The 22,300-nt window shown below is 31.4% G+C and carries 24 protein-coding genes; 14 read left to right on the forward strand and 10 right to left on the reverse strand.

Annotated elements, in window-relative coordinates; genetic code table 11:
* Positions 1-7: 7 nt before the first annotated feature.
* From rpsK to AC0L3M_RS15860, 10 genes are all read left to right on the forward strand, one after another.
* On the forward strand, positions 8-400 hold the full coding sequence (gene rpsK, locus AC0L3M_RS15815; protein WP_028283891.1) for a 30S ribosomal protein S11: 393 nt from the start codon (positions 8-10) through the stop codon (positions 398-400).
* A 186-nt stretch (positions 401-586) separates the two neighbouring features.
* Entirely contained in the window at positions 587-1,192 is a 606-nt protein-coding gene (gene rpsD / locus AC0L3M_RS15820; protein ID WP_145000891.1) for a 30S ribosomal protein S4, read from the forward strand.
* Positions 1,193-1,289: 97 nt separating this feature from the next.
* The gene (locus AC0L3M_RS15825) at positions 1,290-2,282 is read left to right on the forward strand and encodes a DNA-directed RNA polymerase subunit alpha (RefSeq protein ID WP_028283893.1); all 993 of its coding nucleotides are present in this window, start codon (positions 1,290-1,292) and stop codon (positions 2,280-2,282) included.
* 60 nt (positions 2,283-2,342) lie between these two features.
* Entirely contained in the window at positions 2,343-2,807 is a 465-nt protein-coding gene (gene rplQ / locus AC0L3M_RS15830; protein WP_145000889.1) for a 50S ribosomal protein L17, read from the forward strand.
* Positions 2,808-2,896: 89 nt separating this feature from the next.
* Positions 2,897-3,637, forward strand: a complete 741-nt coding sequence (locus AC0L3M_RS15835) for a hypothetical protein (protein WP_473431353.1) — start codon at positions 2,897-2,899, stop codon at positions 3,635-3,637.
* Between the two features lie 57 nt (positions 3,638-3,694).
* A complete protein-coding gene (locus AC0L3M_RS15840; protein ID WP_292946292.1) occupies positions 3,695-4,402 on the forward strand; it encodes a hypothetical protein in 708 nt (235 codons plus the stop codon).
* 76 nt (positions 4,403-4,478) lie between these two features.
* Entirely contained in the window at positions 4,479-5,582 is a 1,104-nt protein-coding gene (gene carA / locus AC0L3M_RS15845; protein WP_473431354.1) for a glutamine-hydrolyzing carbamoyl-phosphate synthase small subunit, read from the forward strand.
* Positions 5,583-5,733: 151 nt separating this feature from the next.
* Positions 5,734-7,026 (forward strand): phosphopyruvate hydratase, encoded by a 1,293-nt coding sequence (eno, locus tag AC0L3M_RS15850; RefSeq protein WP_099570092.1) that lies wholly within the window; start codon positions 5,734-5,736, stop codon positions 7,024-7,026.
* Between the two features lie 180 nt (positions 7,027-7,206).
* On the forward strand, positions 7,207-8,493 hold the full coding sequence (locus AC0L3M_RS15855; RefSeq protein ID WP_473431355.1) for a citrate synthase: 1,287 nt from the start codon (positions 7,207-7,209) through the stop codon (positions 8,491-8,493).
* A 66-nt stretch (positions 8,494-8,559) separates the two neighbouring features.
* Positions 8,560-9,474 carry a dimethylarginine dimethylaminohydrolase family protein gene (locus AC0L3M_RS15860; protein ID WP_473431356.1) on the forward strand — a complete coding sequence of 305 codons (915 nt, stop codon included), beginning with the start codon at positions 8,560-8,562 and terminating at the stop codon, positions 9,472-9,474.
* 61 nt (positions 9,475-9,535) lie between these two features.
* On the opposite strand, the gene AC0L3M_RS15865 is transcribed toward AC0L3M_RS15860, so the two are convergent.
* The 4 genes from AC0L3M_RS15865 to AC0L3M_RS15880 all read right to left on the reverse strand — a co-directional run bounded on the left by AC0L3M_RS15865 (position 9,536) and on the right by AC0L3M_RS15880 (position 14,115).
* Complete coding sequence (locus tag AC0L3M_RS15865) at positions 9,536-10,255, reverse strand: 3-ketoacyl-ACP reductase (protein ID WP_473431357.1); 720 nt, start codon at positions 10,253-10,255, stop codon at positions 9,536-9,538.
* 108 nt (positions 10,256-10,363) lie between these two features.
* Positions 10,364-12,640, reverse strand: a complete 2,277-nt coding sequence (locus tag AC0L3M_RS15870; RefSeq protein ID WP_473431358.1) for a TonB-dependent receptor plug domain-containing protein — start codon at positions 12,638-12,640, stop codon at positions 10,364-10,366.
* Positions 12,633-13,532 (reverse strand): FecR family protein, encoded by a 900-nt coding sequence (locus tag AC0L3M_RS15875; RefSeq protein WP_473431359.1) that lies wholly within the window; start codon positions 13,530-13,532, stop codon positions 12,633-12,635. Before AC0L3M_RS15875 ends, AC0L3M_RS15870 begins: the two co-directional genes overlap by 8 nt.
* Before the next feature lie 67 nt (positions 13,533-13,599).
* Entirely contained in the window at positions 13,600-14,115 is a 516-nt protein-coding gene (locus tag AC0L3M_RS15880) for an RNA polymerase sigma factor (RefSeq protein WP_473431360.1), read from the reverse strand.
* A 134-nt stretch (positions 14,116-14,249) separates the two neighbouring features.
* On the opposite strand from AC0L3M_RS15880, the gene AC0L3M_RS15885 reads away from it, so the two are divergent.
* From AC0L3M_RS15885 to AC0L3M_RS15900, 4 genes are all read left to right on the forward strand, one after another.
* Positions 14,250-15,263 carry a hypothetical protein gene (locus AC0L3M_RS15885; RefSeq protein ID WP_473431361.1) on the forward strand — a complete coding sequence of 338 codons (1,014 nt, stop codon included), beginning with the start codon at positions 14,250-14,252 and terminating at the stop codon, positions 15,261-15,263.
* 196 nt (positions 15,264-15,459) lie between these two features.
* Positions 15,460-16,788, forward strand: coding sequence for a signal recognition particle protein (gene ffh / locus AC0L3M_RS15890; RefSeq protein ID WP_292946318.1), 1,329 nt, complete (start codon positions 15,460-15,462; stop codon positions 16,786-16,788).
* A 50-nt stretch (positions 16,789-16,838) separates the two neighbouring features.
* On the forward strand, positions 16,839-17,729 hold the full coding sequence (locus AC0L3M_RS15895; RefSeq protein WP_028283907.1) for a bifunctional 5,10-methylenetetrahydrofolate dehydrogenase/5,10-methenyltetrahydrofolate cyclohydrolase: 891 nt from the start codon (positions 16,839-16,841) through the stop codon (positions 17,727-17,729).
* 43 nt (positions 17,730-17,772) lie between these two features.
* Positions 17,773-18,510, forward strand: a complete 738-nt coding sequence (locus AC0L3M_RS15900; RefSeq protein WP_473431362.1) for a YwaF family protein — start codon at positions 17,773-17,775, stop codon at positions 18,508-18,510.
* 287 nt (positions 18,511-18,797) lie between these two features.
* Here the strand turns inward: AC0L3M_RS15900 and AC0L3M_RS15905 are convergent, their stop codons facing one another.
* The 6 genes from AC0L3M_RS15905 to AC0L3M_RS15930 are packed head-to-tail and all read right to left on the reverse strand — an operon-like array spanning position 18,798 to position 22,243.
* On the reverse strand, positions 18,798-19,220 hold the full coding sequence (locus tag AC0L3M_RS15905) for a VOC family protein (protein WP_473431363.1): 423 nt from the start codon (positions 19,218-19,220) through the stop codon (positions 18,798-18,800).
* 3 nt (positions 19,221-19,223) lie between these two features.
* The gene (gene rluF, locus AC0L3M_RS15910) at positions 19,224-20,117 is read right to left on the reverse strand and encodes a 23S rRNA pseudouridine(2604) synthase RluF (RefSeq protein WP_473431364.1); all 894 of its coding nucleotides are present in this window, start codon (positions 20,115-20,117) and stop codon (positions 19,224-19,226) included.
* Between the two features lie 6 nt (positions 20,118-20,123).
* Positions 20,124-20,963 carry an alpha/beta fold hydrolase gene (locus AC0L3M_RS15915; RefSeq protein ID WP_473431365.1) on the reverse strand — a complete coding sequence of 280 codons (840 nt, stop codon included), beginning with the start codon at positions 20,961-20,963 and terminating at the stop codon, positions 20,124-20,126.
* A 4-nt stretch (positions 20,964-20,967) separates the two neighbouring features.
* On the reverse strand, positions 20,968-21,315 hold the full coding sequence (locus tag AC0L3M_RS15920) for a cupin domain-containing protein (protein ID WP_473432519.1): 348 nt from the start codon (positions 21,313-21,315) through the stop codon (positions 20,968-20,970).
* Positions 21,316-21,339: 24 nt separating this feature from the next.
* Positions 21,340-21,672, reverse strand: coding sequence for a hypothetical protein (locus tag AC0L3M_RS15925; RefSeq protein WP_292946339.1), 333 nt, complete (start codon positions 21,670-21,672; stop codon positions 21,340-21,342).
* Positions 21,673-21,691: 19 nt separating this feature from the next.
* Positions 21,692-22,243, reverse strand: coding sequence for a hypothetical protein (locus tag AC0L3M_RS15930; RefSeq protein WP_145000857.1), 552 nt, complete (start codon positions 22,241-22,243; stop codon positions 21,692-21,694).
* Between the last annotated feature and the right edge of the window lie 57 nt (positions 22,244-22,300).

Below are 22,300 nucleotides of genomic sequence, written 5' to 3' on the forward strand. Positions count from 1 at the left end.
AAGTAGTATGGCAAAGACAAACGCTAAAAGCACAAAAAAACGTAAAGTTATTATTGACGCTGTTGGAGAAGCTCACATTACTGCTTCTTTCAATAATATCATTATTTCACTTACAAACAAAAAAGGAGATGTCATTTCATGGTCATCTGCTGGTAAGATGGGATTTAGAGGTTCTAAGAAAAACACACCTTATGCAGCACAATTAGCAGCAGAAGACGCTTCTGAAGTAGCTAAAGAAGCTGGATTAAAAAAGGTAAAGGTTTATGTTAAAGGACCTGGAAATGGTAGAGAATCTGCTATACGATCTATCCATAATGCAGGAATTGAAGTAACAGAAATTATTGATGTTACTCCTTTACCACATAATGGTTGTCGTCCTCCTAAAAGAAGAAGAGTATAAGTTTACTACATAGTTACTTTACTTAAGCAATAAAAAAATTAATATCGTCTGTTTATCAGATGGTATTAATTTTTTGTATAAATTTGCAAACTGAAAATTTAAAACAAGTATCAACAAAGAGATTAACGATTATCGAAGGATAAGATTTAGACCTTAATTCATAATCACTCTTAAATCAATTTAAAAATGGCAAGATATACTGGTCCTAAAACTAAAATAGCTCGTAAATTTGGTGAAGCTATATTCGGAGACGATAAGTCTTTTGAGAAAAGAAATTACCCACCAGGTCAACATGGAAACAACAGAAGACGTGGTAAAAAATCTGAGTACGCAATCCAATTAATGGAAAAGCAAAAAGCTAAATATACTTACGGTATTTTAGAGCGTCAATTCAGAAACATGTTTAAAAGAGCAACTGCAGCTCAAGGAATTACAGGTGAAGTATTACTTCAAATTTGTGAATCTAGATTAGATAATGTAGTGTTTAGAATGGGATTATCTCCTTCTAGAAGCGGAGCAAGACAACTTGTATCTCACAGACATATTACTGTTAATGGAGAGTTAGTAAACATACCTTCATACCAACTTAATGCTGGAGATGTTGTTGCTGTAAGAGAGAAGTCTAAATCGTTAGAGTCTATTGATAGATCTTTATCAAACTCTAGCAATGTATATGAGTGGATTACTTGGAATAGCGAGAAAAAGGAAGGTACTTACGTTTCTGTTCCTGCTAGAATCCAAATCCCAGAAAATATTAATGAGCAATTCATCGTAGAATTATACTCTAAATAATAAATTATTAACATTGGTGTTTAGCCAAAGGGTTTATTTGTACTTCTTCAAACTTATAAACCGCGCAACTAAATAACAATTAAAACGAAGAAAAATTATGGCAGTATTTAATTTCCAAAAGCCTGATAAGGTAATAATGATTGATTCAACTGACTTCGAAGGTAAATTCGAATTCAGACCTTTAGAACCAGGTTATGGACTAACAGTAGGAAATGCTTTAAGAAGAGTTTTATTATCTTCTCTAGAAGGGTTTGCTATCACATCTGTTAGAATAGAAAGTGTAGACCACGAATTTTCAACAATAGCAGGTGTTGTTGAAGACGTAACAGAAATTATTTTAAATCTTAAACAAGTTCGTTTTAAGCGTCAAATAGAGGATGTTGATAACGAATCTATTTCGATTTCAATTTCTGGTCAAGACAAAATTGTAGCAGGAGATTTCCAGAAATTTATTTCAGGTTTCCAAGTATTAAATACAGATCAAGTGATTTGTAACTTAGATTCTAAAGTAAATATCAACATGGAAATTACTGTTGAAAAGGGTAGAGGATATGTTCCTGCAGAAGAAAACAAAAAAGCTTCAGCACCAATAGGTACTATTTTTACTGATTCAATTTACACACCAATTAAAAATGTTAAGTACAGCATTGAGAATTATCGTGTAGAACAAAAAACGGATTACGAAAAGTTAGTTTTCGAAATTCAGACTGATGGTTCTATTACGCCTCAAGATGCATTAACAGAAGCTGCAAAAACTCTGATTCACCACTTTATGTTATTCTCTGATGAGCGTATTACATTAGAAGCTGATGAGATTGCTCAAACTGAAACTTATGATGAAGAATCACTTCACATGAGACAGTTACTTAAAACTAAATTAGTAGATATGGACCTTTCTGTTCGTGCTCTAAATTGTTTAAAAGCAGCAGAGGTAGATACTTTAGGAGACTTAGTATCTTTTAATAAAAATGATTTAATGAAGTTCCGTAATTTTGGAAAGAAATCTTTAACAGAGCTTGAAGAGCTAGTAAATGTTAAAGGATTAAATTTCGGAATGGATCTTTCAAAATACAAACTAGATAAAGACTAATACATCATATTTTGCTCCTCATAAAGAGTTTGAGCAAGATGATGATTAAAAACAAATGTCATGAGACACGGAAAAAAAGTAAACCATTTAGGTAGAAAAACTGCTCACAGAAAATCAATGTTGGCAAATATGGGTTGTTCTTTAATAGAACATAAACGTATTAACACAACTGTTGCTAAAGCTAAAGCTTTAAAAGGATTTATTGAGCCATTAATCACTAAGGCTAAAGATGATACGACGCACAACAGACGTCTAGTATTTTCTAAATTACGTCAAAAAGAAGCTGTAACTGAACTTTTTAGAGATGTTGCTGCTAAAATTGGTGATCGCCCAGGTGGATATACTAGAATTATCAAGTTAGGAAACCGTTTAGGTGATAACGCTGATATGGCAATGATTGAATTAGTAGATTACAACGAAATCTACAATGCAGATAAAAAAGCTAAGAAAACTACTCGTAGAAGTCGTAGAGGTGGTAGTAGTAATACTGTTACTCCTCCAGTTGCTTCAAATGAAGAAGAATAGTTTCTTAATTTGCTGTTAAATTATTATTAAAAGAGAGATAAGCTTTATAAGTTTATCTCTTTTTTTTACATTTAAGCAAACATATTTATATGAAACCTATCTTTTTACTTATTGCTTTTATAGTTATGACTTCGGTGTCAGCACAAGTTATTAAAAATGAAGTTTCTACAGGTCAAGCTAAACATCCTAATCTTCCTTTAGTAGATCTTAATTCTAGATTACAAGACAAATTTAATGCTGTAAATTATCAAGGTTATTATTTGGCTAATGCAAGTCTACCTGATGTTTCTGGTTCTCCATTTCCCTTTGAAGATGCTGTTATTATAATTAACACTACAGATGGTAAAGCATATAAAGTGCCAAACGGTAATTATAATGCAAGTACAGATGAAGTTGTATCTAATTTTGCCAAAGACTCTTCTTTTGTATTTCAATCCAAAACTATTAAAAGTGTAAAGTTTGATAAATATACAGCTACACGATATAAAGATAAAAACGATAAAGACCATTTCTATTTTGAATTAACGCCTCATGCTTCTATCAGGTTGTTGAAAAAGTATTCAGCTAAAGTTATTGATGGTCAAATTAATGTTTTAACAAAACAAAAAACGTCTCCTGATATGTTTAGTTTATCAGACAGCTATGGCATAACTATTGATGATAAAACTGTAACAGAATTTAAGCTGAACAAAAAGTCTGTTTTAAAACTATTGTCTAGTCATAAAAAGTTAATTCAAGACTTTGTTAAAAATGAAAATTTATCATACAAAGAAGAATATGACGTTATTAGAATTCTAAATTATTATAGTGTTATTTCAAAATCAAATTAAATATAATTCACACACACACACACACACACACACACACACACATTCAAAAAATCACACATGAAAAACTACTTATTTATTTTTACTTTATTAGTATCAACCTTATCCTTTGCACAAGGAAGTAACGGTTTTAGCTCAAATTTATCATCTGCAACTATGGATAATAGTCAGCAAAATATGTTTAATGCGGTTAATTACCAAGGTGCTTACTTAGCAAATGGTAAATCAAGCGCTGTTATAGGATCTCCTTTTGCATTTGAGGATGCTACAATTGAAATCACTTCAAAGGAAGGTAAAGTTTATAAAGTGCCAAACGGAAATTATAATGCTAAATCAAACCAAATCGTTTCAAATTTTGCCAAAGACTCGTCTTTCGTTTTTGACGCAAAAGCAATAGAATCTGTTAAATTTGATAAGTATGTTGCTAAGATATATAGAGATGAAGATAGCAGAGCTAAATTCTTTTTTGAATTAACGCCACATGCTACGGTTAAGCTTTTAAAAAGATACGAAGCGATAATTAAAGATGGTCAGATTAATGTAATGACTAAGCAAAAAACATCTCCAGATAAATATGTTGTTAATGATAGTTATGCAGTTTCAAAAGATGGAGTAACTACGGAAGAATTTAAATTGAAAAAGAAATCAATTTTAAAATTACTTGGTGACAAGAAAAAGTTAGTCGAAAAATTTGTTGATGATAATGATTTATCTTATAAAGAGGAAGCAGATGTTGTCAAGATATTTAATTATTATAGCATTAATTAAGATGCAAGACATTAAAAAAGGGTAATCTATTTTAGATTATCCTTTTTTTATGCAATTTTGTGAAACTTTTAGAATTATGAAATATCAAAGATTAAAAAAAGCTCTGATCTTATTAGAGGATGGCACCATTTTTCATGGAAAAGCTGTTGGAAAAGAAGGAACAGCATTTGGAGAAATTTGCTTCAACACAGGAATGACTGGATATCAAGAAATTTTTACAGATCCTTCATATTTTGGTCAACTTATGGTAACAACCAATGCTCATATTGGTAACTATGGTGTTAATGATAACGAAAACGAATCGGACTCGATTAAAATTTCGGGATTAATCTGTAAAAATTTTAGTTATGATTTTTCAAGAGTTGACTCAAACGGATCTTTAGAGGACTTTCTTAACAAGCATAATCTACTTGCAATTTCAGATGTGGATACCAGAGCCTTAGTTAGCTATATTAGAGACAATGGTGTAATGAATGCTATTATATCGACAGATGTAGATAATATAGATGGTTTAAAGCAACAGTTAGCAGATGTACCATCTATGAGTGGACTAGAGTTAGCATCAAAAGTATCTACCAAAGAGCCATATTTTATTGGTGATGAAAATGCTCCAATCAAAATAGCTGCATTAGACATAGGTATAAAAAAGAATATTTTACGTAACCTAGTTAAAAGAGAGGCTTATGTTAAAGTATTTCCTTACAATGCAACATTTGAAGATTTAAATTCATGGAATCCTGATGGATATTTCTTGTCTAATGGACCAGGTGACCCAGAACCATTGCTAGAGGCTCAAGCATTAGCTAAAGAAGTTATAAAAAGAGATTTGCCATTATTTGGTATTTGTTTAGGACATCAAGTAATCGCTTTAGCTAACGGAATTTCGACTTACAAAATGCATAATGGACATCGAGGAATAAATCATCCCGTTAAAAACTTAATTACAGGTAAGGGTGAAATTACATCTCAAAACCATGGATTTGCAGTAAATAGGGAAGAGGCTGAAGCGCATCCAGACATTGAAATCACGCATGTGCATCTAAACGATAATACAGTTGCAGGTTTAAAGATGAAATCTAAAAACGTGTTCTCTGTACAATATCATCCAGAAGCAAGTCCAGGACCACATGACTCATCCTATTTATTTGACCAATTTATAAGTAATATAAAAAATAAATAATATTAAAAAGACAACGATTTTAAAGTTTCGTTGTCTTTTTTATTTTACTAAAACGTTATAGATAAAATTTTATGTATTTCTATTATAAATCCTATATATAGCTGAAAATTAAACGTTAAATTTGAAATTAATAAACTAAAATCACACACATATGAGTATTATAATTAATGTTCACGCAAGACAAATTTTTGATTCCAGAGGAAATCCAACGGTAGAAGTAGATGTTGAAACAGAAAACGGTTATGTTGGTAGAGCAGCAGTACCTTCTGGAGCTTCAACAGGAGAACATGAAGCTGTAGAGTTACGTGATGGAGGACCTAAATACATGGGTAAAGGAGTTAGTAAAGCTGTAGATAATGTAAATAATATTCTAGCTGAAGAGCTTTTAGGAGTTAATGTTTTTGAACAAAATTATGTAGATACATTAATGTGTAAAATAGACGGTACACCTAATAAATCTAAGTTAGGTGCCAATGCTATTTTAGGAGTATCTTTAGCTGTTGCTAAAGCTGCTGCTGCAGAATTAGGGATGCCATTATATAGATACATTGGAGGCGTTAGTGCAAATACATTACCAGTGCCAATGATGAATATCATTAACGGAGGATCACATAGTGATGCACCTATCGCATTTCAAGAGTTTATGGTTATGCCAGTCAAAGCCAAAAACTTTTCTCATGCATTACAAATGGGAACAGAAATTTTTCATAACCTGAAAAAAGTATTACATGACAGAGGTTTAAGTACAGCTGTAGGTGATGAAGGTGGTTTTGCACCAACTTTAGATGGTACTGAGGATGCTTTGGATACTATCGCAATAGCTGTTAAAAATGCAGGATATACACTTGGAGACGATGTAATGATTGCTTTAGATTGTGCTGCTGCAGAATTTTATGTTAATGGAAACTACGATTATTCTAAATTTGAAGGCGAAACTGGTAAAGTACGTTCAAGTAAAGAACAAGCAGATTACTTAGCAGAATTGTCTAGAAACTACCCTATTATTTCTATTGAAGATGGTATGGATGAAAACGACTGGGAAGGTTGGAAATATTTAACTGAACAAGTTGGTGATAAAGTACAATTAGTAGGTGATGATTTATTTGTTACCAATGTAGAAAGATTATCAAGAGGAATAAAAGAAGATATTGCTAATTCTATCTTAATAAAAGTAAATCAAATTGGTACTTTAACCGAAACTATTGCTGCTGTAAATATGGCTCATAACGCAGGATATACTTCAGTAATGTCTCATAGATCAGGAGAGACTGAGGATAATACAATTGCAGATTTAGCAGTAGCACTTAATTGTGGACAGATAAAAACAGGATCTGCATCTCGTAGTGATCGTATGGCTAAATACAACCAATTACTTCGTATTGAAGAAGAATTAGGTGAAGTAGCTTACTATCCAAAAGATAAAGCATTCAAGATTAAAAGATAAGTAATTTACTATTCTAAATACAAAGCCTTTCAGCGTAAGTTGAAAGGCTTTTTTAGTTTAATTCATATTGATAAATTAAACCTATACTAAAATTGTTAAAACCATTATAAATACCCTTTCTAAATCGTTATAGTTTTTGTAAATTTACAATTCTAATAAACATACATTAAATCAATATACATGTCAAATAAAGCAACGCTTGAAATTAATGGAGAAAAACACGAATTTCCCTTAATTGTAGGTACTGAAAATGAAATAGGAATAGATATCAAAAATCTTAGAGCTGTTACAGGTGGTGTGACAACTATTGATCCAGGTTATAAAAATACAGGATCATGTGAGAGTGCTATTACTTTTTTAGATGGAGAAAAAGGAATTTTAAGATACAGAGGTTATTCTATTGAAGAATTAGCTGAAAAAGCAGATTTCCTTGAGGTAGCGTTTTTATTAATTTTTGGTGAATTACCAACTAAAGAGCAACTTAATAAATTTGAAAAAGATATTAAGGAGCAGTCAGTTGTTGATGACGATGTAAAGAAAATTTTAGATGCATTTCCTAAGTCAGCACATCCAATGGGTGTCCTTTCTTCTTTAACAAGTGCATTAACAGCCTTTAACCCATCATCAGTAAACGTAGACTCAGAGGAGGATATGTACAAAACTGTATGTAAAATAATGGGTAAATTTCCGGTGTTAGTGGCATGGACAATGCGTAAGCAAAAAGGTTTACCATTAGATTATGGAGATGATAACTTAGGCTATGTAGAAAACATCCTAAAAATGATGTTTAAAAAACCTAATCAAGAGTATACACAAAACCCAATCTTAGTTAATGCTTTAGATAAGTTATTAATTTTACATGCAGATCATGAGCAAAACTGTTCTACATCTACAGTTAGAATAGTAGGATCATCTCACGCAGGTTTATTTGCTTCTTTATCTTCAGGTATTTCAGCACTTTGGGGACCATTGCATGGTGGAGCAAACCAAGCAGTATTAGAAATGCTAGAAGCTATTAAAGAAGATGGTGGAGATACTAAAAAGTATATGGCTAAAGCTAAGGATAAAGAAGATCCTTTCCGTTTAATGGGCTTTGGTCACAGAGTATATAAAAACTTTGATCCAAGAGCAAAAATCATTAAAAAAGCTGCTGATGAAGTATTAGGAGATTTAGGAATCGATGATCCTGTATTAGATATTGCTAAAGGATTAGCAGAAGAAGCTTTAAGCGATTCATATTTTGTAGATCGTAAATTATATCCAAACGTAGATTTCTATTCTGGTATTATTTATAGAGGTATGGGAATCCCAACAGAAATGTTTACCGTTATGTTCGCTTTAGGACGTTTACCAGGTTGGATTGCACAATGGAAAGAAATGCGTAACCGTAAGGAACCAATTGGACGTCCAAGACAAATATATATTGGAGAAAACTTAAGGTCTTTCAAATCAATTTCTGAAAGATAGATTTCAATTATTAATATTAAAAAAAGCTTCATAAATCATTATGAAGCTTTTTTATATCTTTACTTTATGTTAAAACTAAACGTAAAAAACGAAACCTCTAGATTAAGAGCAGTCGTTTTAGGAACAGCAGTTAGTAATGGTCCAACACCAAAACTAGAAGAAGCATACGACCCAAAATCGTATTTGCATATCAAAGCAGGTACTTACCCAATTGAAGCAGATATGGTCAATGAAATGGAGGCTGTAGCTAAGATTTTTGAAAAATACGATGTAAAAGTTTACAGACCAGAATTAATAAAGGATTGCAATCAGATTTTTGCAAGAGATATTGCTTTTGTAATTGATGATGTGTTTGTAAAAGCAAACATACTACCCGAAAGAGAAAATGAATTAGATGCTATTCAATACTTAATTGATACAATAGACCCTAAAAAAGTGATCCGTCCACCTGAGGAAGTACACATCGAAGGAGGAGACGTAATGCTTTGCAATGACTATATCTTTATTGGAACTTATAGAGGTGACGATTATTCAGACTATATCGTAGCTAGAACAAATCAGGCAGGAGTAGATTATATAACACAACAGTTTCCGCATAAAAAAGTTAAAAGTTTTGATTTAAATAAATCGCAAACTAATGCTTATGATAATGCATTGCATTTAGATTGTTGTTTTCAACCAATAGGTACTGATAAAGCAATTTTACATAAAGAAGGTTTTAGAGACCAAACTGAGTATGAATGGTTGTTAAATTACTTTGGAAAGGACAATTGTTTTATTATTTCTAAAGAAGAAATGTTTAACATGAATAGTAATATTTTTAGTATTTCTGAAGACGTTATTATTTCAGAAAAAAACTTTACCAGACTTAATACTTGGTTGCGCGACAAAGGATTTACAGTAGAAGAAGTGCCTTATGCCGAAATAGCAAAACAAGAAGGTTTGTTGCGATGCAGCACAATGCCTTTAATTAGGGATTAAAAGACTATACTTATAAATAAAAAGCCTCTTTAAATAAAGAGGCTTTTTATTTGTCAATTTTTTAAGGATTTGTAGACCATAATGCAGCGCTTTTAAGCATTGCTCTTCTAGGTAGTTTTAGTCCAGCTACAATTAACTCTGCAAAATCATCTGGTTGTAAAACACTGTCTTCAGAGTTTTTATCTGCGATACCTAAATTAATAGACATATCAGATGCAATTGTGCTTGGAGTTAAAGTACAAACTCTAATATTATTTTTTCTTACCTCTTTCATTAAAGACTCTGACATACCAATCACAGCAAATTTTGATGCAGAATAAGCAGATGTATTAGCATTACCATTTAATCCAGCTGTGGATGATATGTTAATAATATCTCCTTCGTTTTGGTTTATTAAACATGGTAAAACCTCTTTAGTTACGTAATACATTCCCATAACGTTGGTTTGAATAATTTTACTCCATTGGTCAACTTCCATATCATTTAAAGACCCAAAAGCAGCTATTCCTGCATTATTTACTAAAATGTCTACTTTTCCTAATTGGTCTATAATAGTTTTTATTCCGTCTTTAACAGCCTCGTAATTACCTACATCAAAAACAGCATAAATGGCATTGACACCTAATGCTTTTAATTGGGTTACGGTTTCTTGTAAGTCTGCTTCATTTCTTCCAGTAATTGCAACATCAATCCCTTCTTTAGCAAAAGCAATAGCAGTAGCTTTACCTAAACCTTTACTTCCTCCTGTAATTATTGCTTTTCTATTTTTTAAATGTTCCATAATTGTTTTAGTATCTATATGTTTTTATATTGTTTATCTAGCCTCATAAAAATATAGAGACTATTATAAGGGTTAACGAAATTATAGGATTTTTTTCAGAAAATCAAACTAAAACGAAACTCTGAAACTAACATTTGGTGTTATCCCTAATGATGTGTTTTCAATAGTAGTGACTTGATTATTATCAATAGTATAATAGGTGTTAAGTATATTTTCTCTGTTAAGAATATTCCATATAGACGCTCCAACAACAGCTTTATTTTCGCCTAATTTAAATTGATATGTAGCAGATAGATCTGCTCTAATATAGGAGCTTAACCTATTACTGTTTGGTGCATTATAATTAATAGTGTTATTAATTATAGGCGTATTGTCATTGACTTGCGTGTAAGGTTTACCAGAATGCCAATTGATACCAAAAGCTAATTTTAGTTGTTGCCAACTATACGTGCTACCATAATTAATTTGATGTTTAATATCAAAATTACTAGGGAAAGCGTTACTGTTATTTAAGTCTTTAAACGTATAATTATTATTGCTATAACTATAGCCTATCCATGTACTAAAACGGTTAATTTGTTTGTTGGCTAATACATCAATACCCTTAACATCATAACCACCATTAACATTAATAAATTGATATTGGTTTTGCAATCCTTGACTTCGGGTAGTCACGCCATTAACCGTTTTATAATAGCCTTCAATACTTAATAATAATTTGTTTTTATTATAAGTTAGCCCTAAACCTAACTGCTTACTTTTTTGAATTGGAATGGTATTATTGTTAGCCAAAACCCATCGACGCTTTTCTACACCTAAAAAGTCGTTTTGTAAATCTATTAACTGTGAAGTGGTTTGACTTTTATATTCACCTGAAAGTTCGGCTCTAAAATGTTTTAAAAAGCGTTGACTAATATGTAACCTTGGTTCTAAAACACCTATTTTAAAATTTTTGAAGTAATTATGACGAAACCCTAGTTTAATTAAAGATTTTTTGTTTTTGGATTGTAATATCGTTTCGGCATAGACGCTATGTGCTGTTAAGCTTCGCTTTAGGTTTACATCTAAAAAAGGGTCATTTGTTTCTTCTAAATTACTTACCGAAACTTCGTTAAATTGATAACCTCCATTAATTGAAAAAGAGGTATTAAAATCATAGTAAGCATCAATATTAAAACCAGTATCAACTACTTTATTTTCTTGTATTAAACGTTGGTTGTTTGCCATATCATAATCCGAAGATCTTAAATCGTAATTTGAGTAATACCCTTTAATTGTGGTATTGAATTTGTTATTCCAAATATGTTGATATTGTATAGCAGATGCTCTGTTTTGTTGTTTTAGTTGATTACTATTATTTACTGAGGCATCACTATTTGAGGACTCCTCAAAATCTAATTGATTAAATACATTTAATAATGTAAAACGTAATTTATCTTTTTCTGTAATATTGTGTAAGAGTTTTAATGAGATATCACTAAACCTAAAGGTTTGATTGTCTTTAAACGAATGTTCTGTGTTAGACACTTCAGAGTCCTGAAACACACGTTTAAAATATTGATTATACGTTGGTGTGTTTAGTAGGTCAGTAATAGCACGTCTAGTTGCTAATTGTAGTTGTGTTTTTGGTGTTAATGGTATAATAGCAAAACCATCTGCAGTAATCATATTTATGCCTATTCCAGCGCTAAAATCGGCATCTATATTATCCGATAATTTCATGTCAATCATACTACTAATTCCGTCACCAAATCGTGCGCTTGTTCCATTTTTTATAACAGAGACATGTTTTGTTAAATACGGATTAAAAGCCGAGATTAATCCAAAAAAGTGTCCTGATTGATACATTTTTATTCCATCATATAAAATAAGGTTTTGATCATGTGTTCCTCCTCTAACATTAATATTAGATACGGTTTCATCTACACTTAAAACACCTGGTATGGCTTGTATGGTTTGTAATATATCAGGTTCAATTAAACCAGGTAAAATTTCAAAGGATTTTGGTGATATGGTTATATGACCAGATTTGTTTTTGTCTATACCAGTGGTTAAGTAATTAGAGATAGTAATTTCGTCTAATTTTTGAAAAGAAAAACCATTTATATTGCCTGTAACGGTAATAAAATGGTCGTCTAATTTGTTGAATTTTATGTCAGTTTCGAGTTCTATTTTTAATAACATATCATCTAAGGAATCCTTGCTATCAAACGTCACAAAAACACCCTTAATAACTTTGTCTGCATAAGAAAAACTAACTTTATACTGATACTCTATGGTAGATAGGACATCTAATAAAGGGAGTTTTTTATTTTGGGCATAAAAAGAAAAGCTAAAGGCTAATGCAATAATTAATAATAGGGTCTTTTTTAACGATTTATTCACGCGTTAAAATAATGGTTTTGTTAACTTTTTTATAGCGTAATTGTAGTGGTTGTGTTATGGACTGTAATGCAATATTAATGTCATTGTGTGTAAACTTACCCGAAAACAATTCGTCTTGTTTAATCGTTTTAGCATCAATCTTTACATTATACTGTCTTTCAAACTCGTCTAAAACTTCGCTTAAAGGTACGCTAATAAAACTACTTAGACTGTTTAACCAATCTGGTTTTTTTGCACTTAAAGTTAACCGCTCAATAGGCTTATTATTAATTATTAAAAAGGAGTCTCCTGCTTTTAATTTGGTTTCAGCACTGTTAAAAGTCACATTAACTAAGCCTTCATAGCAGGTAACTTCAAAATAATTTTGACGTTGCTTAACATTAAATTCTGTTCCAACAACGGTTACTATTCCTGATGTTGTAACAACATTAAAGGTGCTTCCTTTTTTAACTTTAAAAAAGGCTTCGCCTTCCAATTTAAGGCTGCGTGTATTGTCTGTCCATTGTTTTGGATTATAGGTGATTTTAGATAACGCATTTAAATTAACTTCAGAGTTGTCAGGTAGTTGGATTAATGACTTTTCTGCATAATATGTATTAATAGTGGTGTCTAACGTTGTGGTATAATAATAGGCGCCAAAACATATTGCTAAAATAGCTGCAATTTTAAGTAAAGGAGATAGCCAATTAGTTTGTCTTTTTGGTGGTTGTTCAATACTGGTAAGTATTGCTTGTAAAGTCTGGTCAGTGTTAAACTCTGGCGCTTTAAAACCTTGACTGTAATTTGATAATTTTACTATCGCCTCATAGTCCTCAAGCGCTTTAAACGCTTCAAGTTCTTGAGGAGTTAGGTCGTTGTCCAACCATTTTAATATTAGTGCTTCTTTATTCATAACTTTAATCTAACTATATAACAAGACCATCCGGAAAATTCCTACCCTTAGGGTAAAAAAATAAAATTTATAACCCATCTATTTCTTGTCTTAATTTTTTTAAGGCACCATAAATGCGTTTTTCTACAGCTTTAGTGCTAATGTCTAAAAGTGTAGCAATTTCTTTAAAGCGTTTACCTTCCACACGATTCATTAAAAAGGCAACCCGTTGTGCTTCAGTTAAATTAGCTATAGCTTTTTCTAACTTTTGACGGTATTCATCTTCCTCCATTAAAAATTCCGGAGATAAATTGGTTTGATGTGTTGTTTTTGTCTGTTGGTGTTTTAGGACTACTTTTTGGTGTGCAACCTCATTTAGCATTAAGTTATTTGCAATTGTAAAAACATAACTTTTAGCTTTATCGGGACTTACTTTTTTACAATTTTCCCACAGCTTTATAAAAGCTTCTTGGGTTTTGTCTTCTGGATTTAAACGGTCTCCAAACTTGTAATATAAAAAGCTATGTAAGCTTTTTGCGTGCTTTTTAAAAAATGCCTCGAATAGGGATTTATCACAAATATTTTTATATAACTGTTTTGACATAATTTTATTAAAGTACTACAAAATAGAACTATTTTTTTTGATAATCAGGTAGGTATTTTAAATAAACAACTGTTTTATACTTGAAACAATGTAAAACATATACTGACTACTAGTGTATTAAATATGTGATTTTAATGAAATTTAAGCAACCTCTTTTTAAACTATTATTAGTGTTTGGCTTGTTTTTTAATTGTCAAAATGAAACTATTAATAGTGTTGATCAACAAAGTGAAACACTAGAATATAATTCTACGTTATTCAATTTAATTAGTACAATTGCATTGGATGAAGACATTAATTGTTTGGATTTTGAATATCCATTGACTGTTTCCATTTATAATGCAGATTTCCAGTTAGCAGATATTGTAACTATAGATAATGATGAAGCATTATATTTATTTTTGCAAACGTTAGAAACTTCTATTGTAGCTAGTTTAAACTTTCCTATCACCATGGTTTTACCTGATGAGCAACAAATTGTAGTAAATTCTAATCAAGCCTTACAATCTAGTATAACCTTAGAAGGTAATAGCTGCGACGGTGTAAATTCTTGTACCCAAACAGCTATAGCTAATTATTTAATGGATTGTGATCAGTTACCAACAATAAATGGGTTTTCACCTTACTTGACCCATTTTAATTTTCAGGAAGATAATAACATAACTGTTTTATACGAAGGCGATATGTTATTTAATGGTACATGGGATATTACGACTATAGATGGGAATGTGTATGTGTTTATTACAATTAGCGGATTAGACAATTATAATGGACAATGGGAAGTTGTACAATGTGAATCAGAACAATTAGTTTTAGAACAGGAAGATTCAGAACTAATATTGACCCAAAATTGCAGTCCAAACCCATTTAGCTGTTTTGAAGATATAAATCTCACTATTTGTGATGCGGATGGAGATTTAATAGAGACGTTTAATTTAGATGAATTTTATCAAGATTGCGATCAAAGTAATGTTGGTGTTAGTTATCATATATCTTATGATGATGCTGTTAATAACGCCAATTCATTGACATCGACCTTTACAAATGTTACAAATCCGCAGACCATTTACGTTAGGGTAGCGCAATTTAGTAATCCAGATATATATCAAATATTTACAATAGTTATAACGGTTGAAGACTGCACGTAATTAAATAATCACATAATTATAATATAGTCAGTAGATAGTCTAACTATTAAAAATTTAGTTTTAGTTAAGTTAATTATTATCATGTTTAAAAGGTTGCTAATTTTAGTAGCCTTTTTTTATGGAATTATTTATATATGAAACTTCGTAAATACGCTTCAAATTGCTATTTTTGTGCTTCTTAAAAACAGAAAAAATTATGTTTAATAATTTAAGCGAAAAGTTAGATAAAGCGTTACACGTACTAAAAGGACATGGTAGCATTACAGAAGTAAACGTTGCCGAAACCCTAAAAGAAGTACGTAGAGCACTTTTAGATGCCGATGTTAACTTTAAAATTGCTAAAGAATTTACTAATAGAGTAAAAGAAAAAGCACTAGGTCAAAACGTATTAACAACGTTACAACCAGGACAATTAATGGTTAAAATCGTTAAAGACGAATTAACTGAATTAATGGGAGGAGATGTAGAAGGCATAAATATGTCTGGTACACCAACTATTATATTAATGTCTGGTTTACAAGGGTCTGGTAAAACTACTTTTTCTGGTAAATTAGCCAACTTTTTAAAAACCAAAAAAACTAAAAAACCTTTATTAGTTGCGTGTGACGTTTATCGTCCAGCAGCTGTTGATCAGTTACACGTTGTAGGAGATCAAATAAAAGTTGATGTTTATAGTGATAAAGGAAACACAGATCCAGTAGCTATTGCTCAAGCAGGTATTGCGCATGCAAAGCAAAATGGACATAACGTCGTTATTATTGATACAGCAGGTCGTTTAGCTGTGGATGAGGCGATGATGAAAGAAATTTCTAATATTCACAAAGCAATACAACCACAAGAAACATTATTTGTAGTAGACGCTATGACAGGTCAAGATGCTGTAAATACAGCAAAAGCCTTTAATGATGTTTTAAACTTTGATGGTGTTATCTTAACAAAATTAGATGGAGATACACGTGGTGGAGCAGCAATATCTATTAAATCTGTAGTAAATAAACCAATTAAGTTTATTGGTACAGGAGAGAAGATGGAAGCAATTGATGTATTCTACCCTTCACGTATGGCAGATCGTATTCTTGGAATGGGAGATGTTGTCTCTTTAGTAGAACGTGCTCAGGAACAATTTGATGAGGTAGAAGCTAGAAAATTACAAAAGAAAATCGCTAAAAATCAATTTGGTTTTGACGACTTCTTAAAGCAAATTCAGCAAATCAAGAAAATGGGTAATATGAAAGACCTTATTGGAATGATTCCTGGTGCTGGAAAAATGATGAAAGATATAGATATAGACGATGATGCTTTTAAAGGTATCGAAGCTATTATCCACTCGATGACAGTTAAAGAGCGTACTAATCCATCTATTATTGATGCTAGTCGTAAAAAACGAATTGGTAAAGGATCTGGTACTTCGGTTCAAGAAGTTAACCAATTACTGAAGCAATTTGATCAAATGAGTAAGATGATGAAAATGATGCAAGGTGGAAAAGGAAAAGCAATGATGAATGCAATGAAAAACATGAGGTAACTCATGTTTTTTTATTTTATATAATTAACTAACACACACAACTATAAAATATGACAATTCTAGACGGTAAAAAAGTCAGCAACGATATTAAAAACGAAATCAAAGCGGAAGTCGACAAGATGAAAGCTAATGGCGAAAAAGTTCCTCATTTAGCAGCAGTTATTGTAGGTAACGATGGTGCAAGTTTGACTTACGTAGGAAGTAAAGTTAGAGCTTGTGAGCGTGTTGGTTTTGAATCTACTATGGTTAGATTGTCTAATACAACCAGTGAAGTTGAATTGTTAGATAAAATTGACGAGCTTAATAATAATCCTGATATTGATGGCTTTATTATTCAGTTACCATTACCAGACCAAATAGATACACAAAAAGTATTAATGGCTGTGCATCCAGATAAGGATGTGGATGGGTTTCATCCCATGAATTTTGGTAAAATGGCATTAGACATGTCTACCTTTATTCCAGCAACACCATTTGGTATTTTAGAGCTATTAGATAGATATAACGTAGACACTAAAGGTAAGCACACAGTGGTTATTGGTCGTTCTCATATTGTTGGTCGTCCTATGAGTATTTTAATGGGTCGTAAAGGGTTTCCTGGTAACAGTACAGTAACCTTAACACATAGTCACACTAAAAATATTACACAAATTACAAGTCAAGCAGACATTATAATTTCTGCGTTAGGTGTACCAAACTTTTTAAAAGCAGAAATGGTAAAAGATGATGCTGTTATTATAGATGTAGGTATTACTAGAGTACCTGACGACACTAAAGAAAGAGGTTACCGTATAACTGGTGATGTTGATTTTGAAAATGTTAGTAAAAAAGCTAGTCACATCACACCTGTTCCTGGTGGAGTAGGACCAATGACTATAGCCATGTTATTAAAAAATACTTTATTAGCTAGAGAACGTCACAGAAAATCTAATAAAAATTAATTACTTATTTTTAAACCTGAAATTAATCATTTCAGGTTTTTTTATGCAAATACTATCTCGTGTTCAGTTTGGAAGTTTAGAGCATCTTCTGCCAATAGTTGTGGCTGTAATTTTGTGTTGGTTTTTATTTTATCTAATCAAAACACAATCAGATCATCTAAAGTTTAAAGTATTTAAAGGCTTAGGTATTTTTGTGTCTGGTTTTATGGCTATTTTTCATTTGTATAAAATTGGACAAGGTGGTTACAGTTTACAAACAGATTTACCCTTGTTTTTATGTAGCTTTATGGCTTTGTTTATATTTATATTCACTTTAACAAGACGATTTTTACTCTTCGAAATCTTATTATTTTGGACCATAGTAGGTACATCGCAAGGCGTTATTACTCCAGATATTGAGGTAGGATTTCCTAGTTATGATTATATAAGGTATTGGATTGTTCATCTTGGGCTTTTAATAATTATAGCCTATGCTATAGTGGTCTTAAAAATGCGACCAAAATTTAAAAGTGTATTTAAATCTTTTGTGGTACTGCAGGTTTATGTTTTGATAATTATGGTAATTAACTACCTGTTGGATGCTAACTATTCTTATTTAAATAATAAACCACTTTCTGGATCAGTACTAGATTTGTTGGGTGATTGGCCAAACTATGTAATTGTAGTCCAATTAGCTTTATTACCATTGTTTTTGCTTATTTACTTACCTTTTTTTGGTCTAATAAATATTATAATACTAAATAAGAACAATAACAGCATATATGAATATCACTTAAAATAAAAAAGAATAGTAATTTTAGGTTTATTTATCTTAACTTTTTATAGCTGTAAGGCACAAGTTACTCCATTACAACAAACTGGTTTAGCAGATTAAGTTTTACCCACTGAAAAGATTTTGTTAACTTAACAATAATAGATTATCACTTCAAAAATTATTAAAAACTGACAATTTTTATAGCCAGTTTTGGAAAGCATGAGTGTAAAAAAAGACTTCACAGGTTTTTAAAATCTGTGAGGTCTAAATTTTATAATACTAGTTGGGTTTGCCTAGACTAAACCCAGTGAAAGTTACTTTGCAAACAACTGTGACTGATCTCTAAATGTTTTAAACTCTAAAGCATTACCAGAAGGGTCTTTAAAAAACATTGTTTTTTGCTCGCCAACTAAACCTTCAAATCTAACATAAGGCTCAATAATAAACTGAATATTTTTATTTTTTAAATGCGCCTCAAATTCCGCGAAAGCGTCCCAATCTAGAACCACACCAAAATGTGGTACTGGTACGTGTTTACCATCCACTTGGTTAGCAACTTCAATGTCGTTTGTTTTTTCTTTATAATGAATTACTAATTGGTGACCAAAAAAGTTAAAGTCTACCCAATGGTCGCTACTTCTTCCTTCTTCGCAGTTTAAAACATCTCTGTAAAACAGACGACACTCCTCTAGGTTGTAAACAGGAATGGCTAAATGAAAAGGTGATACTGTACTCATAATTTAATGGTCTTTGCGTCTGTTTCTAATTGGTCGTTCACGATTAGGTCGCTCTCCTTTAAACGATTCTCTACTAGGTTGATCTTTTGGTTTGGCTCTGTCTTTAGTTGGTGCCTCTTTAACAGGTCTACTAGATCTAGAAGGACTGTCTTTTGCTGTTTTAGCTTCGTGTATCTTGGTCGAATCCTCTAAAAGCAAATGCAATGTTTTTAGTTCTTTTTCTGTAAATTCTCTGTATTCTCCAACAGGAACATCCAATTTAATATTCATGATTCTAACACGTCTTAAAGAGGTCACTTCATAGGTTAAATATTCGCACATACGTCTAATTTGTCTATTTAAACCTTGTGTTAAAATAATCCTGAAGGTATGCGAGTCTATTTTTTTAACCGAACATTTTTTAGTCGTACGATCTAAATCTTCTAGATAAATACCACTTGCCATTCTGTTAATAAAGGTTTGTGATATAGGCTTGTCTACAGTCACAACATACTCTTTGTCGTGATTGTTACTAGCACGTAAAATTTTGTTTACAATATCACCATCGTCTGTCATAAAAATTAATCCATCACTTAACTTATCTAAACGTCCAATAGGAAAAATACGTTTTGGATAGTTTATATAATCTATAATATTGTCTTTTTCAACAGAGGTATCTGTAGTACATACAATACCTACAGGTTTGTTAAAAGCAAGGTAAATTGGCTTGTCAGTATTGTTTTTAATAATTTCACCATCGACAGCAACAACATCACTTGGACTTACTTTTGTGCCCATTTCTGGTACAACGCCATTAATTGTAACACGTCCAGCATCAATTAATTTATCACCTTCACGACGCGAGCAAAAACCAGCTTCGCTAAGGTATTTATTAAGTCTTGTTAATTTTTCTTCCAAAATATATTATGCTTTAATAAAATTAATAACAGCTTTGTTTACGCTATCATCACGTAATCCATGACCAAAACCATCTGTAGTCAGTAATGTTGAATTTTTAAAGTTAGATGAAATTAGCTCAGCCTCGTCATATTGTATAATCTTATCACCTTTATCGTGGATGATAAGTCCTTCTAAATTAATTTCTTTTGAAAATTTAGCTGCCGAGAAATGTGAAGGCATATAATTAAAACGTTCTAAAACTAGTTGATTTAGTCCATTTTCAATGCGCTTATTAAACCCTAACATGTTAACATAGTTTTTAAAAACATTTGTAAACTCTGAAGGTGCGCCAAGTAAAATCATTTTTTGTAAAGCGTCGTTTTGGTATTTATGTTGAAAAAATACGGATGCCATTCCACCAACTGAATGTCCAACAATTACATTAGCCTTGTAGTGCTTTGCAACAACATTTAAAAACTCGGAATACAAAATAGCATTAAACTGCGTACCACTAGATTTACCATGAGCAGGACCATCTAAGGACACCACATTGTAATCTAAATCCTTTAAAGCTTCGACTAATTTTTTCCATCTAAAAGTATTGCTTTCCCAACCATGTGCAAGTAAGATGGTTTTTTTTGTACCTACCCAATGGTAAGTTTGTATGGTGTGGTCTTGATAGTTTAAAGTGTATTGGTTAGCTGTATTTAAAAACGGTTGATGTTTGTCTTTAAAACGTCCTTGTCTAGGTGTTGCAAAAATGTCTAATGCTTTTGCGCTAGCAAATTTAGGTGCAACATAACTAACCGCATTTAAACCGTTACCAATTATTTTAGGAAGTACTTTTGCGATTTTCTTTTTCATTTTTTTAGTCTTCTCTGTTTACTAAATCCATTGAAAATGCTGGAGTACAAATAGCAATATACTCGCAAGCAATTGTAAAAGGATTGGAGTATTGTACACGTGTATTTTTTTCAATTTTAATGGATTGTCCAGCTTCAAGTATTATTTCTTCTCCATCAATAATAAACTGTTTTTTACCTTTAATAATATAAGTGTACTCATCAAAAGCTGGTGTTTGAAAAGGTTCACTCCAACCTGCTGGAGCAATCATATGTGCTATACTAATATCTTTATTACCATCTGTGGCTAACCCAAAGTGCTCTTCAATAACTTTACCATCAGTTGTTGGTACAACAAATGGGCTGTTTTGGATTTTATATTTTTTTCTTTCATTTTATTAAAAATTAGCAGCGTAATGTATAATCACGCCAAGTATTGTTATACCACATGAAAATAGTAGTCCTAATGTTAAAAGTAAAAGTCTAATTTTATTGACACCTAATTTGTTATTAAAATAATAAAAATCAGCAATTTCTAAAAGCATTCCTGAGGAATACAAGACGTTTGCTGTTACAATATAGATAACTAGTCCTATAGCTTCTTCTATTTGAAAATAGTCAGCAAAACTTATTAAACCTATAATACCAAATAAAGCATTTAGTAAGTTAAATAGCCATCGTTTACTTTCCCACCATTTTATAATGTCATTAGGTAAATTCTTGGTATTCATTTTAGCTTTTATATTATAACTACCAACCTAAAATAAAGTGTTTAATCTTAGCGGTTTCTGGTATGTTTGCTTCCTCTATTTTTTTGTTCATATCAAATCTAAACTCTGATGGTAATTCATTTTTATCAATTAAGAAAAACGCATCGCTTTCTTTAACAAAAACGGAAGCACTTTTAAATGAATTTTGAATGCTTGTAATAGTATATTTTGCTTTAATATCTCCAAAAGTACTATTGCTAGTTATCCCTTTGTCTGTTTTAAATCTCGAGTCTTTTATCTTGATGCTAGAGATTGTAGCAGTAGAGTCTAATGCTTGTTTTGGTGTTATGCTTAATAGGTGTTTACCTCCTTTTTCGTAAATTTCAATAGTATTTAAAGCACCTGTAAACTCGTCTCCAGCAATTGGACTTATTACTGAGTCGTTGATAAAGATAGTTTTTAAATCCTTGACTTGGGTTGAGTCTGTTAATAATCCAATATTTTGGTTTTGTACTAAATATGGATCTGCAGCTTTGTTACATGACGTTACTAGCACAGCTAAAAGACCTAAGGTTACTATTGTTTTTTTCATTGAGGTTATATTGGTTTTGTTTCCGCTTAAGCGAAATTATTTTGTTTCTAAATTCTT

It is taken from the genome of Olleya sp. KJ81-1, assembly GCF_055808135.1.

Bases quoted from the DNA above. Each gene is read 5' to 3' on its own strand.
- rpsK (WP_028283891.1), top strand. From the start codon at position 8: ATGGCAAAGACAAACGCTAAAAGCACAAAAAAACGTAAAGTTATTATT.
- rpsD (WP_145000891.1), top strand. From the start codon at position 587: ATGGCAAGATATACTGGTCCTAAAACTAAAATAGCTCGTAAATTTGGT.
- AC0L3M_RS15825 (WP_028283893.1), top strand. From the start codon at position 1,290: ATGGCAGTATTTAATTTCCAAAAGCCTGATAAGGTAATAATGATTGAT.
- rplQ (WP_145000889.1), top strand. From the start codon at position 2,343: ATGAGACACGGAAAAAAAGTAAACCATTTAGGTAGAAAAACTGCTCAC.
- AC0L3M_RS15835 (WP_473431353.1), top strand. From the start codon at position 2,897: ATGAAACCTATCTTTTTACTTATTGCTTTTATAGTTATGACTTCGGTG.
- AC0L3M_RS15840 (WP_292946292.1), top strand. From the start codon at position 3,695: ATGAAAAACTACTTATTTATTTTTACTTTATTAGTATCAACCTTATCC.
- carA (WP_473431354.1), top strand. From the start codon at position 4,479: ATGAAATATCAAAGATTAAAAAAAGCTCTGATCTTATTAGAGGATGGC.
- eno (WP_099570092.1), top strand. From the start codon at position 5,734: ATGAGTATTATAATTAATGTTCACGCAAGACAAATTTTTGATTCCAGA.
- AC0L3M_RS15855 (WP_473431355.1), top strand. From the start codon at position 7,207: ATGTCAAATAAAGCAACGCTTGAAATTAATGGAGAAAAACACGAATTT.
- AC0L3M_RS15860 (WP_473431356.1), top strand. From the start codon at position 8,560: ATGTTAAAACTAAACGTAAAAAACGAAACCTCTAGATTAAGAGCAGTC.
- AC0L3M_RS15865 (WP_473431357.1), bottom strand. From the start codon at position 10,255: ATGGAACATTTAAAAAATAGAAAAGCAATAATTACAGGAGGAAGTAAA.
- AC0L3M_RS15875 (WP_473431359.1), bottom strand. From the start codon at position 13,532: ATGAATAAAGAAGCACTAATATTAAAATGGTTGGACAACGACCTAACT.
- AC0L3M_RS15880 (WP_473431360.1), bottom strand. From the start codon at position 14,115: ATGTCAAAACAGTTATATAAAAATATTTGTGATAAATCCCTATTCGAG.
- AC0L3M_RS15885 (WP_473431361.1), top strand. From the start codon at position 14,250: ATGAAATTTAAGCAACCTCTTTTTAAACTATTATTAGTGTTTGGCTTG.
- ffh (WP_292946318.1), top strand. From the start codon at position 15,460: ATGTTTAATAATTTAAGCGAAAAGTTAGATAAAGCGTTACACGTACTA.
- AC0L3M_RS15895 (WP_028283907.1), top strand. From the start codon at position 16,839: ATGACAATTCTAGACGGTAAAAAAGTCAGCAACGATATTAAAAACGAA.
- AC0L3M_RS15900 (WP_473431362.1), top strand. From the start codon at position 17,773: ATGCAAATACTATCTCGTGTTCAGTTTGGAAGTTTAGAGCATCTTCTG.
- AC0L3M_RS15905 (WP_473431363.1), bottom strand. From the start codon at position 19,220: ATGAGTACAGTATCACCTTTTCATTTAGCCATTCCTGTTTACAACCTA.
- AC0L3M_RS15915 (WP_473431365.1), bottom strand. From the start codon at position 20,963: ATGAAAAAGAAAATCGCAAAAGTACTTCCTAAAATAATTGGTAACGGT.
- AC0L3M_RS15925 (WP_292946339.1), bottom strand. From the start codon at position 21,672: ATGAATACCAAGAATTTACCTAATGACATTATAAAATGGTGGGAAAGT.
- AC0L3M_RS15930 (WP_145000857.1), bottom strand. From the start codon at position 22,243: ATGAAAAAAACAATAGTAACCTTAGGTCTTTTAGCTGTGCTAGTAACG.